Here is a 15,926-nt window from a genome sequence, read left to right on the forward strand (position 1 = left end):
AGTCGTCAGTTCAGGAACAAGAAAGCTGGGTTCTCGCTTTCGCGAGAATGACGATGATGAACAAATTTGCCTTCGCTGCAGCCGCTCTCCTCACTGCCTCCCCCGCCCTTGCCGGGCCGAAAGTCGCGATCGAGACCAGCCTCGGCACCATCGTCGCCGAACTTTACGACAAGCAGGCACCGATCACGGCGGCCAACTTCTTGCGCTATGTGGTGAACGGCAAATTCGACGGCACGACCTTCTACCGTGCCGCCCGCAACAAGGCGAACCCGAAGATCGGCTATGTCCAGGGCGGGATCGACAAGGATTATCGCCGCGCCTTTTTCTCGATCGATCACGAGCCGACGAGCAAGACGGGCCTGAAGCACACCGACGGCACGCTCTCCATGGCGCGCAACCTGCCCGGCACGGCAATGGGCGAGTTCTTCATCACCGTCGGCCCCGCACCCTATCTCGACGCACGGCCGGGGAATGTCGGCTATGCGGCGTTCGGGCGCGTGCTCAAGGGCATGGATGTGGCGAAGAAGATCCTGGCCTCTCCTACTTGGATCGGCCGGGGCTCCGGCGCCTTCAAGGACCAGATCATCAAGAACCGCGTCAAGATCATCCGCGCGCGGCGGATCGGCTAGTCGCCCGGCGACACCGCCGATCCGGCCAGCAGGCCACCGTCGAGGGTGAACTCCGCACCCGTGGCATAAGCGGATTCGTCGGACGCGAGATAGACGCACAGCGCGGCCACTTCCTCCACCGTACCGAACCGTTTGAGCGGCGTATCGGCCACCATTGCCGCCATCCGGCTCTCACGATCCGGTCCGTTCCCGATCAGCTTTTCCCACATCGGCGTCAGCACGGCGGCGGGATGCACCGAGTTGCAGCGGATCCTGAGCCCCTGCTGCGCGCACCAGAGCGCGACCGACTTGCTGTGGTTGCGGATCGCGGCCTTGGACGAGGCATAGGCCGCAGCACCAGGGATCCCGACCAGCCCTGACCGCGACGAGATGTTGATGATCGACCCTGTGCCCTGCGGACGCATCGCCCGGATCGCCGCCCGGCAACCAAGGAACGTGCCGTCGAGATTCACGGCGTGCACGGCGTGCCACTCAGCGAGGCTCGCATTTTCCGGATCGTGGGGCCCGGTGCCCGTCTCGAAGCCGGTGACACCCGCATTGTTGACGAGAATGTCGAGCCGGCCATCCCGCGCGAGCAGCGTCGCCACGGTCTGGTCCCAGGCGGATTCGTCCCGCACGTCGAGGACGGCCGAGCGGGCATTAGGGCCCAGCCCTCGTGCGACATCGCCAGCCTCATCGATATCGGTCAACCAGACGGTCGCACCTTCCCGTACAAACGCACGGGCAATGCCTGCACCGATGCCCCGCGCCGCTCCGGTGACAAGCGCGATCTTTCCATCCAATCGCATCACTGGGCCTCAACAAGGCGCGGAACAGCTGGCCGAGTCAGCCGCGAAATGGTGCCGCCTACAGGACTCGAACCTGTGACCCCCGCATTACGAATGCGATGCTCTACCAACTGAGCTAAGGCGGCCGGTGCTTGGAGTGGGCGCGATTATCAGCCGGTTCGGGCGCTGGCAAGCGGCGCATTCCTCACTAAATGCGAGGCATGGCGCGTCCTGCTCCTCCCGCGCTGCCGCCACTGCCGTTCAGCGGGATGCTGAAGCGGCGTATCGCGAGCGAAATCGTCGCGATCTTCAACGACCCCGCACGCGACGAGCGGCCGGTCGTGCGGCGGCCGGATGGGCTGTTCGGACCACGGTCGGTGACCTGGCGGGTGCATGGCGACGTGACTTCGATGATGGTCGGCGGGATCAGCAGCCTGTTACTGCAGATGCTGCACCCGGCAGTGCTGGCGGGCGTGTGGGATCATTCCAACTTTCGCGGCGACATGCACGGCCGGCTGCGGCGCACGGCCAAGTTCGTCGCGCTCACCACTTATGGCGGGCGTGAGGACGCCGAGGCGGCGATCGCCCGCGTTCGCGCCATCCATGGCAGCCTCGGCGGCACTCTGCCGGACGGCACCGCCTATCGCGCCGACGATCCGAAGCTGCTCGCCTGGGTGCATGCGACGGAGACGGTGAGCTTCCTCGCCGGGTGGCGGCGCTACGCCGAACCGCGGATGAGCCTGGCCGATCAGGATCGCTATTTCGCCGAGATGGCGCAACTGGGCGAGGCCCTTGGCGCCAATCCGGTGCCCTGCAGCCGGGTCGAAGCGCTGGCGCTAATCGATACAATGCGCCCGGAGCTGCTAGCCGACGAGCGGACGCGGGAAGTCGCGCAACTAGTGCTGCGCGCACCCGTGCATCGCCGGGCCGCCGAACCGCTACTCCGCCTGACGATGCAGGCGGCGGTCGATCTGCTGCCCGTCTGGGCGCGGCGGATGCATGGTTTGGACAGGCCCGCGCCGCTCATTCCGCTCGTTCGCGCCGGCACGCTCGGGGTCGCGCGAACGCTGCGCTGGGCGTTCGGCTGAGCCGCTTTACGAGGCGTTTACTCCTTTGGCCGCATCATTGCCGCGCAAGACCGTGAAGGAATGAGCGATGGACGCGGCTTATGGCTTCGAGCGCGATGAGGATCCGGCGGACGAAGTGATCATCGAGGCACCGCCACCGGTGATCGGTGGCGCCGAACGGCGTCTGCACGTCCGGGCCTATGAGCATTGGGTGTCGCTGCTTTGCGGTCGGGCCTTCCCGAGCATCGCCGATCTCGACTTTGATGCGCTGGCGGACTTCGAACCGCGTTCGGTGCTGATCGACTATACCGGCGACGTGACCGCGCCGCGCATCGCTCGCATCGGCGCCACGCTACGCGACGAATGCGCCGTTGCCGGCATCGAGTCGGTCGCCGACGTGCCCCGCGGCTCGCTGCTGTCGCGGCTGACCGATCATTATCTGGAGATCATCGCCACCCGCGCGCCGATCGGGTTCGAGGCCGAGTTCACCAACCACCAGGGCATGCCCACTCTTTATCGCGGCATCCTGATGCCCTTTTCCGCCGACGGCGACACGATCGACCATGTACTGGGCGTGATCAACTGGAAGCACACGCTGCCCGACGACCTCACCGACGCGCTGCAGCGCGAAATGGCTAAGCTGGGCGGCCCCGGCAACAGCACTCGTCACTGACCGCGCCCCCGCGGGGTTGAGATCGGCGCCTGCCCGGCGCATAGCGCCTGCTTGGAAGGCCCGCGCTCGACGGGCAACAATCGCAGGCGGAGTTTCATGGCGACGGCCACGCGCAACCGGCAGGACACGCCGGACCAGCAGCTTATCACCGACCTTTCCCAGGCGCTGATCAAGGGCGCCTTGCCAGGCGAACTCGATGATTTCGATGGTCAGGCCCGCGCCGAAGCCGCGGCCTTCATTGCCGAGGCCGCCGCCAAGCGGACGCCCGGCGAGCCGTCGATCCGGCTGGAGTCGGTCGGCCATGGCCGCCGTTACATGCGCCTCGCCCTCGTCAACGACGACATGCCGTTCCTCGTCGATTCGGTAGCCGGCACCATCAGCGCGCACGACCTCGCGATCGACCGCGTGCTTCATCCGGTGCTCGGCGTGCGCCGCAACGAGGATGGCGAGCTGCTAGGCCTGCTGCCTGCCAGCGAGAGCGGCGCGCGCCGTGAGTCAATGATCTACATGGAGCTCGAACGCGCCGACGCGCGTGAGCGCCGTGCGTTGGTCGAGGAACTCGAAGCAGTCCTCGCGGACGTGCGGGCGGCGGTCGATGACTGGCCGCTGCTGCAGCGAGCGCTCAAGGCCGATGCCGATCGACTGCCGGACGGTGAAGGCGCCGCGCTGCTGCGCTGGTTCCTCGACGCGCACTTCACCCAGCTGGGCCATGAGCTGCGGGACCGCGACAATGGCCGTCGCGACCCGCTCGGCATGTCGCGCGCCGGCGGTCATGAGTATCTCGCGCCCGCTTCGCTCGACCGGGCGTTCGATTGGTTCGACAATGGCGGCGAAGCGCCGCTGCTGATCAAGTCGAACCTGCTCGCCACGGTCCATCGGCGCGCGCCGCTCGACCTGATCCTGCTGCCGGTCCGCGACAAGGGTGCGATCACCGCGCTCTCGATCCATGCCGGGCTGTGGACCAGCAGCGCGCTCGGCACACCGCCGAACAAGATCCCGATCCTCCGCGCGCGCCTGTCGGCACTGCAGGAGAAATACGGCTTCGACCCCGCCGGTCACGCCGGCAAGGCGCTGACTCATGCCCTGGCTGCCCTGCCCCACGATCTGCTGATCGCCTTTGCGCCCGGCGAGCTCGAGAAGCTGGCGCTCACCTTCATGTCGTTGGCCGATCGGCCGCGACCCAAGCTGGTCACGGTGACGGGGGCGCTGGGCCGTCACGTCTTCGCGTTCGTCTGGCTGCCGCGCGACGAACTCACCACCGCCCGCCGCCTGACGATCGGGCGCCTGCTGGCGGACTCGGCCCAGGCCAAGATCCTCAACTGGGGCGTTGCGCTCGAAAGCGGCGATCTCGCCCTGATCCGCTACACGCTCGACATTCGTGAGGGGCGTGTTCCCGACACCGAAGCGCTCGACCGGCGCATCGCCGAAATGGTGCGCGGCTGGGCGCCGGGCATCGAAGCGACGCTGGCCGAGCATGTCGACGCCGGCCGCGCCGCCCGGCTGCGGCTGCGTTACGCACAATGCTTCCCGGCCTATTACCGCGGCCGCTACACGCCGGCCGAGGCGGCGCTCGACGTATTGCGCCTGTCCGAACTCGAAGGAGCGCAGGCGCGAGATGTCCGCCTGCATCGGTTCGAGCGCGACGGCGAGCGGCAGCTGCGGCTGAAGATCTTCAATGTCGGCGGCTCGGTGCCGTTGTCGGCGGCGGTGCCGACGCTCGAAAATTTCGGTTTCCGGGTCATCGAGGAAATGCCGGCCAAGCTGGACGACGGGCTCGGCAGCATCCACGACTTCCTGCTTGAGGTGGAAGACGGCCAGCAGGCGGAGGCCTTGCTCGCTCGCGCCGACATCATCGAGCCGGCGATCGCCGCAGTGCTGTCCGGCACCGCCGAGAACGACGCCTTCAATCGCCTGATCGTCACCAACGCGATGCTGCCGCGCGAGGCAGTGCTGTTCCGCGCCTGGTTTCGTTATCTGCGACAGACGGGACTGTCCTACGGCCTGATGACGGTGGTCGATGCGCTGCGCCGTGCACCGGCGGTCGCCCGCGGCATCATCGACCTGTTCGACGCGCGCCACGACCCGGCCAGTGCGTCCGACGCCGGCGCGGACAAGGCCGCACGCGCGATCGACGCAGGATTGAGCCAGGTCCAGGCGGCGGACGACGACCGCATCCTGCGCATGATCCGCAGCGTGGTGGCGGCCACGCTCCGCACCAACGCCTTTTCGCCGGCCGCGGTCGAGGCGTTGGCCTTCAAGCTCGACAGCGCGGCCATTCCCGGCCTGCCGGCGCCGCTGCCCTGGCGCGAGATTTGGGTGTACAGCCCGCGTGTGGAAGGCATCCACCTGCGCGCCGGGCCGGTCGCGCGCGGCGGCCTGCGCTGGTCGGATCGGCGCGACGACTTCCGCACCGAAATCCTCGGCCTGATGAAGGCGCAGCGGGTGAAGAACGCCGTCATCGTGCCGACCGGTGCCAAGGGCGGCTTCTTTCCCAAGCAGCTGCCGCCGGCATCGAACCGGGACGCCTGGCTCGCCGAGGGGACGGAATCCTACCGCGTCTTCATCCGCTCGCTGCTTTCCGTCACGGATAACATCGTCGGGGGCTCGGTCGTGCATCCCGATCAGGTGATCGCCCGCGATGGCGACGATCCCTATTTCGTCGTCGCCGCCGACAAGGGCACCGCGACCTTCTCGGACGTGGCGAACGCGATCGCGCTGGAACGCGGTTTCTGGCTGGGCGATGCCTTCGCGTCGGGCGGCAGCCAGGGCTATGACCACAAGGCGATGGGCATCACCGCCAAGGGCGCCTGGGTGTCGGTGCAGCGCCACTTCGCGGAGCAGGGCATCGACGTGCAGACGCAGACGATCCGCGTGGTCGGCTGCGGCGACATGTCGGGCGACGTGTTCGGCAACGGCATGCTGCTCTCCAAGGCGATCAAGTTGGTCGCCGCCTTTGATCACCGTCACATCTTCATCGACCCCGATCCTGATCCCGCCACGAGCTGGGCGGAGCGCGACCGGCTCTTCGCCCTGCCCCGCTCCAGCTGGGCCGACTATGACGAGAAGCTGATCTCCAAGGGCGGCGGCGTCTTCCCGCGCAGCGCCAAGACGATAACCCTGTCGCCCGGGGCCCAGGCGGCGCTCGGCATTACCGAGGCCGAGCTGGAGCCGGCTGCGGTGATCTCCGCGATCCTGAAGAGCCCGGCCGACCTGATCTGGTTCGGCGGCATCGGCACCTATGTGAAGTCGCGCACCGAATCGAACGCCGAGGTCGGTGACCCCGCGAACGACGCGCTGCGCGTCAATGCCGAGGAACTGCGGGCGCGAGCGATCGGCGAAGGCGCCAACCTCGGCGTCACCCAGGCCGCTCGGATCGCCTTCTCGCAGCTCGGCGGCCGCATCAACACCGACTTCATCGACAACTCGGCCGGCGTCGACTGCTCGGACAATGAGGTCAACATCAAGATCGCGCTCAACCGCGAAATGAACGAGGGCCGGCTGTCGTTCGAGGACCGTAACGCGCTGCTCGCCCGGATGACCGACGACGTCTCCGAACTGGTGCTCGACGACAATCGCCACCAGACGCTGGCGCTGTCCGTGGCGGAGTCCGGCGCGTCGGCCGGCCTGCGCTCCTATGTCCGGCTGATCGAGACGTTCGAGGCATCGGGCCGGCTCGACCGCGCCGTCGAAGGCATTGCCGGCAATGACGAGCTGCTGCGCCGCGCCCAGGAGCATCGCGGGCTGACCCGACCCGAGCTGTCAGTCCTGCTCTCGACCGCCAAGCTCGCGCTGCAGGATGCGGTGGAGGCCAGCCGGATCGGTGAGGACGAGAGCCTGGTGCCCGACCTGCTCGCCGCCTTTCCGACCGAGATGCGGGAGCGCTTCTCCGGGCCGATCGCGCAGCATCAGCTCCGGCGCGAGATCCTCGCGACCAAGATCGCCAACCGCATCGTCAACCGGATGGGCATGATCCATCCCTATGAGCTGGCCGAGGAAGAAGGCGCGGCGCTGGGCGACATCGCCGCCATGTTCGTTGCAGCCGAGCGCCTGTTCGGCCTGCGCGAACTTTGGGACGCGATCGACGCTTCGACGATGAGCGAAGCGGCGCGCATCGCTTTGCTCGAAGCGCTGGCGATCGGCGCGCGCGCACAGATGGCCGACCTGCTCCGCGCCACCGATCCCGGCACCCTCCCGGGCGACCTGGTCGCGCGGATCGGACCGGGGATCGCGCGGCTCGACGCCCAGCTCGAAGGGCTGCTTGAGGAGGAGGCCCAGGCTGCCTCCGCGACGCTGTCGCGCCGCCTGCTCGATTTCGGCGCGCCGCCGGAGTGCGTGCGGCGGGTTGCACGGCTGTACGAGATGGACGGCGCAGTAGGCCTCGCCACGCTGGGGGTCGAAACGAAGACGGACGAGGTCGTGCTGACGCGCGCCTTCACCGGTCTCGGCGAAGCGCTGGGGCTCGACTGGGCGCAGGCGACGGCGGCACGGCTCACCCCGACAGACCCGTGGGAGCGGCTGCTCGCCGCGGGCCTGGCCCGTGACTTTCAGCAGATGCGCCTCGACTTCCTCGCCCGCGCCGGCGGCAAGGACCCGCAGGTCTTTGCCGGTGAGTGGCTGGAGCGCCAGTCGGGCCGGGTCGCGCAGTTCCGTGACCTGATCCACCGTGCCCGCGCCACCACGGCACCCAACGCCGCGATGCTCGCCCAGATCGCCGGGCAGGCGCGCGTGCTGCTTGGGCGGTAACGGCGTGGCGTCGGATCCGAACACCGTCTCCTTCCTCCTCGACCAGCTCGGCGCTGGCGGAGCGGAAGTGACGGCGAAGAAAATGTTCGGGGAATATGGCCTGTACTTGGACGGGAAGATGGTCGCGATGGTCTGCGACGACCAGCTGTTCGTGAAGCGGACGGCGGGGGGCGCAGCGTTCACCGGCCCGGTCGAGGAAGCACCGCCCTATCCGCAGGCGAAGCCGCATCCGCTGATCGATGCGGACCGCTGGGACGACGCCGACTGGCTCGCCGAGCTGTTCCGCATCACGGCGGCGGAGCTGCCGGCGCCCAAGCCAAAGAAGGTCAAAGCCAAATAGTCCGTTTGTTTCGAGCGAAGTCGAGAAACGAGCGTAACGCTACGCGCCGCTTCTCGACTTCGCTCGAAGCGAACGGCTGGAGATGATCAGCGCTCTTCCGGCGGGAGGTCGTGGATGACCCATGTATGGTTCTGCACGATCGTCGCGGGCACCGGCCGTCCCTCAGGATCGCGCGAGGGTTCATAGCGGAAGCGTTCCACGATGAGGCGGCAGGTGGTGTCGTCAAGCACCGGACTCCCGCTCGACCGCGTCACGTCGCAGCGCGATACGCGACCGTCGGGCTCGACCACGAAGCGGACGCCGACCGTTCCCCCGACGCCTTCCTCGCCCGCCGCTCGCGGATAATCGGAGTCGCGGATGCGGCCTTTGCGCAGGCGTGGCGGCGTCCAGCCACCATCGCCATCCCCGTCGCCATAACCGCCAGCACCGCGGCCATTGCCCCAACCGCCGGCGCCATAGCCCGGTCCGGCGATGTCCGCCGAACCAGCCGAAGGTGCATTGCCGACGCCCGCAATGGGAGCGACCGGAACCGGGTTCGGCGAGGGCATCGGAACTCTCGGCGGCGGCAGGACGATCTGGGTCGGTTCGGCGCGCAGGTTGGGCGGCGATGCCTCTCCTTGCGGCCGCTTGGCCTTCACCTGGCGAGGAACCTTCGTCTGCGGCTTGGGCGGATCCGGCAGCGGCAGCACATCGATCAGCTTCAGCTCTTCGCTGACCCGCCGCGGCAGGTCGAGCCGCAGGCCCGTCAGCAGCACATAGCCAAGCAGGGCGTGAACCAGCGCCACGCCCGCCGCCGATGCGATCCTTTCCCTGCTCCAGCCTCGATCACCGTACATGCCAGCCTCGCGCGCGAAAACGCATGAGGTGGCATTTCTACGTCACCGCCGCTGAACGGCGGCGGAGCGGCGCGTTCGTCAGCGGTTCAGATAATGAAGCGCCAGGCCCGGCCGCGGCCACTCCATGCTGACCAGCCGCCCCGTGCCGGACAGCGTGATGTAGGCCGTGCGCAGTTCGTGTCCGCCCCAGCAGATGTTGGTGGTGAAAGGATCGCCCGTGTCCACGAACTCGACCAGCTCGCCCTTCGGCGATACGACCGAGATCCCGCCATTGCCGATCGTCGCAACGCACACATTGCCGGCGCTGTCCACGCCCAGGCTGTCGAACCAGCTGTAACCGCCCGCGCCGTAGAGGAAGTGTCCGCCCGATCCGGTCAGGCTCTCGCCTTTGGCGAGCTTGCCCGGCCCCTCGATGTCGAACGCCCACAGCTTGGCCGTGTAGGTCTCGGCGACATAAAGCCGCTTGCCATCGGGGGAGAGGCCGATGCCGTTCGGGTTTTCGAGCGGGAAGATGGCTTCCTCGATATGGCTGCCATCTGCCTTGGCGTAGAAGACGCCGACCACGTCGCGCGAGCGCTCGAACGTCTTGCCGTGGTCGGTGAACCAGAAGCCGCCCTGATCGTCGAAAACGATGTCGTTCGGCCCCCGCAGCTGCACGTCGCCGGCATGAGTGTAGAGCGTTTCGATGCGGCCGCTATTCGGGTCGATGCGCTGGATCGACCCGCCGCTCCAGCCCTTCGCGGCGCCGTGCGGGATCAGCAGCCCCTGCGCCTCCACATATTCGAAGCCGCCATTGTTGCAGAGATACAGCATGCCGTCCGGCCCGACCGCCAATCCGTTCGGCCCGCCGCCCGGCACCGCGACCGTCTCCGACTTGCCTTCGCCCCAACAGCGCGTGATCCGCCCCGCCTCGATCTCGACCAGGATCACGCTGCCGTCCGGCATGGCGACGGGTCCCTCGGGAAAGCGCAGGCCGCTGGCGATTTCGATGAACGCTTGCATGACTCTTCTCCCGGTGCGGGCTGAGCCTGTCGAAGCCCTCCCTTGTTCTTGCCGGCACATTAAGGAGAAGGGGAGGGCTTCGACAAGCTCAGCTCAAACCGGCTATGGGGGCGCCAAACACGGAGTTCTAATCATGGCCACAGCAACCTACGACGCCGACCTCAAGCTGTTCGTGAACGGTGCCTGGCGAGCCGGCGAGGGGCGCCAGGCCGTGCTGAACCCCGCAACCGGGCAGGCTCAGGCCGAAGTGCCGCTGGCGAGCGCGGCCGACCTCGACGAGGCGCTCGCCGCGGCCGATCGCGGCTTCAAGCTGTGGCGGGCGACCGATGTCGATGCCCGCGCCGCCATCCTCCACAAGGCGGCCGACCTGCTGCGCGCACGCGCTGATCAGATCGGCACGCTGATGACGCTCGAACAGGGCAAGCCGCTCGGCGAGGCCAAGGGCGAAGTAATCGGCGCGGCGCAGCTGTTCGACTATTATGCCGAAGAAGCGAAGCGGGCTTACGGCCGCGTGCTGGTGCGGCCGACGGGCCAGCGCTCGATCGTGATCAAACAGCCGGTCGGGCCGGTCGCGTCCTTCACCCCCTGGAACTTCCCTGTCTACCTGATGGCCAAGAAGCTTGCCGCCGCGCTCGCCGCCGGCTGCTCGGTGATCGCCAAGCCGCCCGAGGAGACCCCGGGCTGCACCTCCGCCGTGATGCGGGCGCTGGCCGATGCCGGGCTGCCGGCCGAAGTCGCGCAGCTCGTCTTCGGCGTGCCGGACACGGTCAGCCGCCACCTGCTTGCCTCCCCGGTGATCCGCAAGGTCAGCTTCACCGGCTCGGTGCCGGTCGGCAGGCATCTGATGCGGCTTGCGGCCGATGGCCTGAAGCGGGTGACGATGGAGTTGGGCGGCCACGCGCCGGTGCTGATCTTCGACGATTGCGATCTTGAGCGGACGTTGGACATGCTCGTCCCCCAGAAGTTCCGTAACGCCGGCCAGGTCTGCGTTTCGCCGACACGCTTCTATGTCCAGCAGGGCATCTACGAGCGCTTCGTCGAGGGGTTTGCGGCGCGCACCGCCAACTACCCGGTCGGCAGCGGCCTTGATCCCTCCAACAAGATGGGTCCCCTCGCCAATCCGCGCCGCCCGGACGCAATTGCCGCGCTGGTCGATGATGCGGTGGCCAAGGGTGCGAAACTCGCGGCGGGTGGCGAGCGGTTTGGCGACGGTTTCTTCTACAAGCCGACCTTGCTCGCCGACGTGCCGCTCGAGGCGCGGATCATGAACGAGGAGCCGTTCGGCCCGGTCGGCGTCGCCCGCCCCTTTGCGACCGAAGAGGAAGCGATCGAACAGGCCAACCGCCTGCCTTTCGGCCTTGCCGCCTTCGCCTTTACCGAGAATGGCCGGCGCGCCAATCGGCTGGGCGACCTGATCGAGTCCGGCATGGTGGGCCTGAACACCTTCGCGATCTCCGGCGCCGATACGCCGTTCGGCGGGATCAAGGACAGCGGCTTCGGCAGCGAAGGCGGGCCGGAGGGCCTCGACAGCTATATGGTCGTGAAGGCGATCCACCAGGCCTGACCGCTACGCCCGTCATCCCGGACTCGTTTCGGGACAAGCTGTCCGGACGCGAGATGCCGGTCGTCAAGGATCGAGTTCGACACCGGCCTTGTCCCGAAACAAGTTTGGGATGACGATGCAGCGTGCGTGGACGTTCGCGTGCTGGCTTCTTACAGGAGCGGCATGACAGCGAAACGAACCGGCGGGCGCATCCTGGTCGACAATCTGGTCGCACAGGGCACGGACCGCATCTTCACCGTGCCGGGCGAGAGCTTCCTGGCCGTGCTCGACGCCCTGCACGACACGCCGAGCATCGAAGTGGTGGTCTGCCGGCAGGAAGGCGGCGTCGGCTTCATGGCCTGCGCGGACGGCAAGCTGACCGGCCGCCCCGGCATCGCCTTTGTCACCCGTGGTCCGGGCGCGACCAATGCCTCGATCGGCGTTCATGTCGCGATGCAGGACTCGTTGCCGATGATCCTGTTCGTCGGCGACGTGGCGCGCGGCGACCGCGACCGCGAGGCATTCCAGGAAGTTGATTTCGGCCAGATGTTCGGGCCGCTATGCAAGAAGGTCCTGCGCATCGACCGTGCCGAGCGCATCCCGGAATACACCGCCCGCGCCTATGCGACGGCGATGTCGGGCCGGCCGGGACCGGTCGTTGTCGTGCTGCCGGAGGACATGCTTCTGGAGGAAGTGGAGGCAGTTGATCGGCCGCAGCTTGGACGGCCGCTTCAGGTCCCCTGCCCGCAAGAGATCGCGCGCATCGGCGAGGCGCTCAGAGCGGCCGAGCGCCCGATCGCCATCATTGGCGGGGCGGACTGGTCGCAAGCTGCGACGGATGCATTCGCCGGCTTTGCCGAAGCATGGGACCTGCCCGTCGCGACCGCATTTCGCCGGCAGGATTGCTTCCCAAGCACGTCGCCGGTGTTCGCCGGCAATCTGGGTTATGGCCCCAATCCGAAGCTGCTCGAACGCATTCGGCGTGCCGACCTTTTGCTGGTCGTCGGCGCGCGATTGGGCGAGGCGACGACTGACGGCTACACGCTGATCAGACCGGATCATTCCGGCCAGAAGCTGATCCACATCCACCCCGACCCGGAAGAGCTGAACAGCGTCTACCAGGCCGATCAGGCGCTCTGCGTCGACATGACGATCGGCTTGGCGTTGCAAACTCTGGAGGCCCCCGCGGTCCAGAGCCGCAAGGGGGGAGAAGCCCACGCCGAATGGCTGGACTGGTCCACCCCCAAGCCTCGTGAAAGCGCCCGCCTCGATCTTGGCCAGTGCGTGCTGGCGATGCGGGAGGCGATGCCGGCGGATACGATCATCTGCAACGGCGCCGGCAACTTCTCCGGCTGGTGGCACCGTTATTGGCGTTACGAAGGCTATGGCACGCAGCTCGCGCCCACCGCGGGGGCGATGGGCTATGGCGTGCCGACCGCTGTTGCCGCGTGCCTCAGGCGGCCGGAGCAGAAGGTGGTGGCGGTCGCGGGCGACGGCGACTTCCTGATGAACGGGCAGGAGCTGGCGACCGCCGTCGCCTATGGCTGCGACATGCTGGTGATCGTCGTCGACAATGGCTGGTACGGCACGATCCGCATGCACCAGGAGCGCGAATATCCCGGCCGCGTCTCCGGCACGCAGCTCCACAATCCGGACTTCGCCGCCCTTGCCCGCGCCTATGGCGGCTGGGCGGAAACGGTCGAGGAAACTGATCGGTTCGCGCCCGCCCTCGCCCGCGCGCTTGATAAGAAGGGCGTCAAGCTGCTCCACCTGAAGACGGATGTCGAACAGCTCACGCCTGCGATCACGCTCAGCCAGCTCCAGCGAAAATAATTCGTTCGTATCGAGCGAACGGTCGGGGATGATCATGAAAAGAATGTTTGCCACTGCGCTGCTCGCCGTCACGCTGGGAGCTGCGCCGGCCCCGGAGCGCGACCTGAACCCGGCGCCAGCCCGAAGCGAGGGACGCGGCCCTTTCCCCAAGCTTGTCATTCGCGGTGCAACGCTGATCGACGGCACCGGCTCGCCGCCGCTCGGGCCGGTCGACATCGTGATCGAAAACAACCGCATCACCGATATTCTGATCGCGGGCACGCCCGGCCTGCCGCTCGCCGCCAACCGGCCTCCCCAAGGCGCGGAAGAGCTGGACGCGACCGGCATGTATGTGCTGCCCGGCTTCGTTGATACGCACGTCCATGGCGGCGACCTCACCAAGGCGCCCGATCTGGAATATGCCTATAAGCTGTGGCTCGGGCACGGCGTGACGACGGTGCGCGGCGTGCCGCTTGCCGGCGCCGCGGTGTCCGCGTCCGAAAAGGCGCGAAGCGCCCGGAACGCGATCACCGCGCCGCGCATCTTCAACTATCAGACACTCGGCTCGGGATGGGGCCGCGTCGACAGCCCGGCAAAGGCGCGCGAATGGGTGCGCTGGGCCGCCAAGAACAACATCGACGGCATCAAGTTCTTCAACCGCTCCGAAGAGACGCCGGAGATCATCGGCGCCGCGATCGACGAGGCGAAGAAGCAGGGGCTCGGCACCGTCGCGCACCTGTCGCAGACCGGCGTGGCGCAGCTCGACGCCGTCGAGGCGGGGCGGCTCGGGCTCGGCACCGTCACCCACTTCTACGGCCATTTCGAAAGCCTGCTGAAGGACGGCACGATCCAGTCCTTTCCGACCGACTATAACTATCTGAACGAATATGACCGGTTCGGGCAGGTCGCCGCGATCGCCGCGCAGAGTGTGGAGCCCGGCTCGCCCGAATGGTGGGCGTATCTGGAAGAGCAGAAGAAGAACGGCGTCGTCTTCGATCCCACCCTGACCATCTACAACGCCAATCGCGACCTGATGCGCGCGCGCACCGCCGACTGGCACCGCGACTATACGCTGCCGGCGCTGTGGAATTTCTACCAGGCCAGCCGCGAGAACCACGGTTCCTATTTCTACGACTGGACCACGGCGGACGAAGTCCGCTGGAGGCAATTCTACACCAAGTTCCAGCGGCTGATCGGCGACTATCACCGGATCGGCGGGCGGGTGACGACGGGTTCGGACTCCGGCTTCATCTATCAGCTCTATGGCTTCGGCTACATCCAGGAACTGGAGCTGCTGCAGGAGGCCGGCTTCACGCCGCTGGAGGTCGTGCAGGCGGCGACCCGTGACGGCGCGCGCACGCTGACCGAGCCTAAAGGTCAGGCGCCCGAGTTCGGCACGGTTCGCCGCGGCATGCTCGCCGATCTGGTGATCGTGCCCGAAAATCCGCTCGCCAACTTCAAAGTGCTCTACGGCACGGGCCGGCTGCGGCTGAACCCGAGCTCCGGCAAGCAGGAACGCGCCGGCGGCGTGCGCTGGACGATCAAGGACGGCATCATCTATGATGCCCCCGCCCTCCTCGCCCGCGTCCGGGCGATGGTCGCGGAGGCCGAGAAGACGAACCCTAAGGTCGTGCCGTAGCGTGCTGTTCCCCGGCGAAGACCGGGGCCCACATCTCCTGTTCGGAGCGGGTCTCTCCTGGACCCCGGCCTTCGCCGGGGCACGACTAGCGCACCACGAAGGTGTAGGTCAGCGCCAGTCCGCCCGAAAACTGGTCGCGTGACCCATAGCGCCGCACCAGCGGAGAGTCGGCCGCATCGCCGACCAGCCGATCATAGCGGGCATAGCCGAACGCGCCCCATTTGTCGGAGAACTGATAGACAAGTCCCGCCGTGCCGCCGACCGACTGCACGCCGCCGCCCGGCGAATAGCTGGTCAGTCCGGTGGCCGCCGACTGGGCGGGTGTCACGCCGAAATAGGCGCGCTGATAATCCTTATCGGTGATCGTCACGCGCGGACCGATCGAAAACACGTAGCGGTCGCCGTCGCGCATGATGAAGTCGGCGCTGACGTCGCCGATCAGCCCGTCATGGCCGCCCAGCCCCTTGCGAAGCTCGGCGCGGAGCCGCCAATTCTCGCGATACTGGTACTGGACGAAGCCGCCGGCCTCGACGGTCGTCTTCACCTTGCCGATCGGAACGCCGACATCCTTGTCCTTGCGACTGCCCTGGAGGCTGACGGCGGGGCCGATCCCGAAGCCGTCGCGGCCGAGCAGCGAAAAGCCGAAGCTTTCGTCCGGCGCTTCGAAGGTGAAGGTGCGGCCGACCCGCGCGATCGACAGGTCGCCGAACGGACCGACGCTCACTTCGTCCGCGCCGGGATAGGACGGCGTCAGTTGCGCGCCCACGCCCACCCGAACGCGGCGGCCTCCCTCCTGCTGGGCCGCGGCCGATGTTGCAATCAGGGCGAAGGCGGCCGGCGCCAGGATCAGGATACGCATCGTGCCCGTAACGGTC

The 15,926-nt window shown here is 67.5% G+C and carries 12 protein-coding genes and 1 tRNA gene; 8 read left to right on the forward strand and 5 right to left on the reverse strand.

The genetic code is table 11. The annotated features are described in order from the left end of the window. Positions 1 to 53 precede the first annotated feature (53 nt). Positions 54 to 629 carry a peptidylprolyl isomerase gene (locus HJG53_RS01260; protein ID WP_171127426.1) on the forward strand — a complete coding sequence of 192 codons (576 nt, stop codon included), beginning with the start codon at positions 54 to 56 and terminating at the stop codon, positions 627 to 629. Here the strand turns inward: HJG53_RS01260 and HJG53_RS01265 are convergent. Continuing rightward, on the reverse strand, positions 626 to 1,420 hold the full coding sequence (locus tag HJG53_RS01265; RefSeq protein ID WP_368039478.1) for an SDR family NAD(P)-dependent oxidoreductase: 795 nt from the start codon (positions 1,418 to 1,420) through the stop codon (positions 626 to 628). The genes HJG53_RS01260 and HJG53_RS01265 overlap by 4 nt on opposite strands. 46 nt (positions 1,421 to 1,466) lie before the next feature. Continuing rightward, positions 1,467 to 1,542 (reverse strand) — tRNA-Thr (locus tag HJG53_RS01270). 75 nt (positions 1,543 to 1,617) lie between these two features. Between HJG53_RS01270 and HJG53_RS01275 the strand changes: the two genes are divergently transcribed. From HJG53_RS01275 to HJG53_RS18940, 4 genes are all read left to right on the forward strand, one after another. Then, positions 1,618 to 2,484, forward strand: coding sequence for an oxygenase MpaB family protein (locus tag HJG53_RS01275; protein ID WP_254447463.1), 867 nt, complete (start codon positions 1,618 to 1,620; stop codon positions 2,482 to 2,484). Positions 2,485 to 2,551: 67 nt separating this feature from the next. After that, on the forward strand, positions 2,552 to 3,136 hold the full coding sequence (locus tag HJG53_RS01280; protein ID WP_171127429.1) for a hypothetical protein: 585 nt from the start codon (positions 2,552 to 2,554) through the stop codon (positions 3,134 to 3,136). A gap of 96 nt (positions 3,137 to 3,232) precedes the next feature. Continuing rightward, complete coding sequence (locus tag HJG53_RS01285; RefSeq protein ID WP_171127430.1) at positions 3,233 to 7,879, forward strand: NAD-glutamate dehydrogenase domain-containing protein; 4,647 nt, start codon at positions 3,233 to 3,235, stop codon at positions 7,877 to 7,879. A 4-nt stretch (positions 7,880 to 7,883) separates the two neighbouring features. After that, the gene (locus HJG53_RS18940; RefSeq protein WP_171127431.1) at positions 7,884 to 8,219 is read left to right on the forward strand and encodes a TfoX/Sxy family protein; all 336 of its coding nucleotides are present in this window, start codon (positions 7,884 to 7,886) and stop codon (positions 8,217 to 8,219) included. 86 nt (positions 8,220 to 8,305) lie between these two features. Here the strand turns inward: HJG53_RS18940 and HJG53_RS01295 are convergent, their stop codons facing one another. Next, positions 8,306 to 9,055: an energy transducer TonB gene (locus HJG53_RS01295; RefSeq protein ID WP_171127432.1), complete on the reverse strand. Its 750-nt coding sequence runs from the start codon at positions 9,053 to 9,055 to the stop codon at positions 8,306 to 8,308. Between the two features lie 78 nt (positions 9,056 to 9,133). Beyond that, a complete protein-coding gene (locus HJG53_RS01300) occupies positions 9,134 to 10,057 on the reverse strand; it encodes an SMP-30/gluconolactonase/LRE family protein (RefSeq protein WP_171127433.1) in 924 nt (307 codons plus the stop codon). Between the two features lie 133 nt (positions 10,058 to 10,190). Here HJG53_RS01300 and HJG53_RS01305 point away from each other — a divergent pair, with 133 nt between their 5' ends. The 3 genes from HJG53_RS01305 to HJG53_RS01315 all read left to right on the forward strand — a co-directional run bounded on the left by HJG53_RS01305 (position 10,191) and on the right by HJG53_RS01315 (position 15,051). Continuing rightward, a complete protein-coding gene (locus HJG53_RS01305; protein ID WP_171127434.1) occupies positions 10,191 to 11,621 on the forward strand; it encodes an NAD-dependent succinate-semialdehyde dehydrogenase in 1,431 nt (476 codons plus the stop codon). A 162-nt stretch (positions 11,622 to 11,783) separates the two neighbouring features. Further along, positions 11,784 to 13,433 carry a thiamine pyrophosphate-binding protein gene (locus HJG53_RS01310; protein ID WP_171127435.1) on the forward strand — a complete coding sequence of 550 codons (1,650 nt, stop codon included), beginning with the start codon at positions 11,784 to 11,786 and terminating at the stop codon, positions 13,431 to 13,433. A gap of 34 nt (positions 13,434 to 13,467) precedes the next feature. Beyond that, positions 13,468 to 15,051 carry an amidohydrolase family protein gene (locus HJG53_RS01315; RefSeq protein ID WP_254447464.1) on the forward strand — a complete coding sequence of 528 codons (1,584 nt, stop codon included), beginning with the start codon at positions 13,468 to 13,470 and terminating at the stop codon, positions 15,049 to 15,051. An 85-nt stretch (positions 15,052 to 15,136) separates the two neighbouring features. On the opposite strand, the gene HJG53_RS01320 is transcribed toward HJG53_RS01315, so the two are convergent. After that, on the reverse strand, positions 15,137 to 15,910 hold the full coding sequence (locus HJG53_RS01320; protein WP_171127437.1) for a MipA/OmpV family protein: 774 nt from the start codon (positions 15,908 to 15,910) through the stop codon (positions 15,137 to 15,139). Between the last annotated feature and the right edge of the window lie 16 nt (positions 15,911 to 15,926).

Source organism: Sphingomonas sp. ID1715 (genome assembly GCF_013044515.1).
GTDB lineage: Bacteria > Pseudomonadota > Alphaproteobacteria > Sphingomonadales > Sphingomonadaceae > Sphingomonas_B.

Coding starts and splice junctions, on each gene's coding strand:
- HJG53_RS01320 (WP_171127437.1), bottom strand. CDS start 15,910: ATGCGTATCCTGATCCTGGCGCCGGCCGCCTTCGCCCTGATTGCAACA.
- HJG53_RS01285 (WP_171127430.1), top strand. CDS start 3,233: ATGGCGACGGCCACGCGCAACCGGCAGGACACGCCGGACCAGCAGCTT.
- HJG53_RS01295 (WP_171127432.1), bottom strand. CDS start 9,055: ATGTACGGTGATCGAGGCTGGAGCAGGGAAAGGATCGCATCGGCGGCG.
- HJG53_RS01300 (WP_171127433.1), bottom strand. CDS start 10,057: ATGCAAGCGTTCATCGAAATCGCCAGCGGCCTGCGCTTTCCCGAGGGA.
- HJG53_RS01310 (WP_171127435.1), top strand. CDS start 11,784: ATGACAGCGAAACGAACCGGCGGGCGCATCCTGGTCGACAATCTGGTC.
- HJG53_RS01315 (WP_254447464.1), top strand. CDS start 13,468: ATGAAAAGAATGTTTGCCACTGCGCTGCTCGCCGTCACGCTGGGAGCT.
- HJG53_RS01305 (WP_171127434.1), top strand. CDS start 10,191: ATGGCCACAGCAACCTACGACGCCGACCTCAAGCTGTTCGTGAACGGT.
- HJG53_RS01275 (WP_254447463.1), top strand. CDS start 1,618: ATGGCGCGTCCTGCTCCTCCCGCGCTGCCGCCACTGCCGTTCAGCGGG.
- HJG53_RS01280 (WP_171127429.1), top strand. CDS start 2,552: ATGGACGCGGCTTATGGCTTCGAGCGCGATGAGGATCCGGCGGACGAA.
- HJG53_RS01260 (WP_171127426.1), top strand. CDS start 54: ATGATGAACAAATTTGCCTTCGCTGCAGCCGCTCTCCTCACTGCCTCC.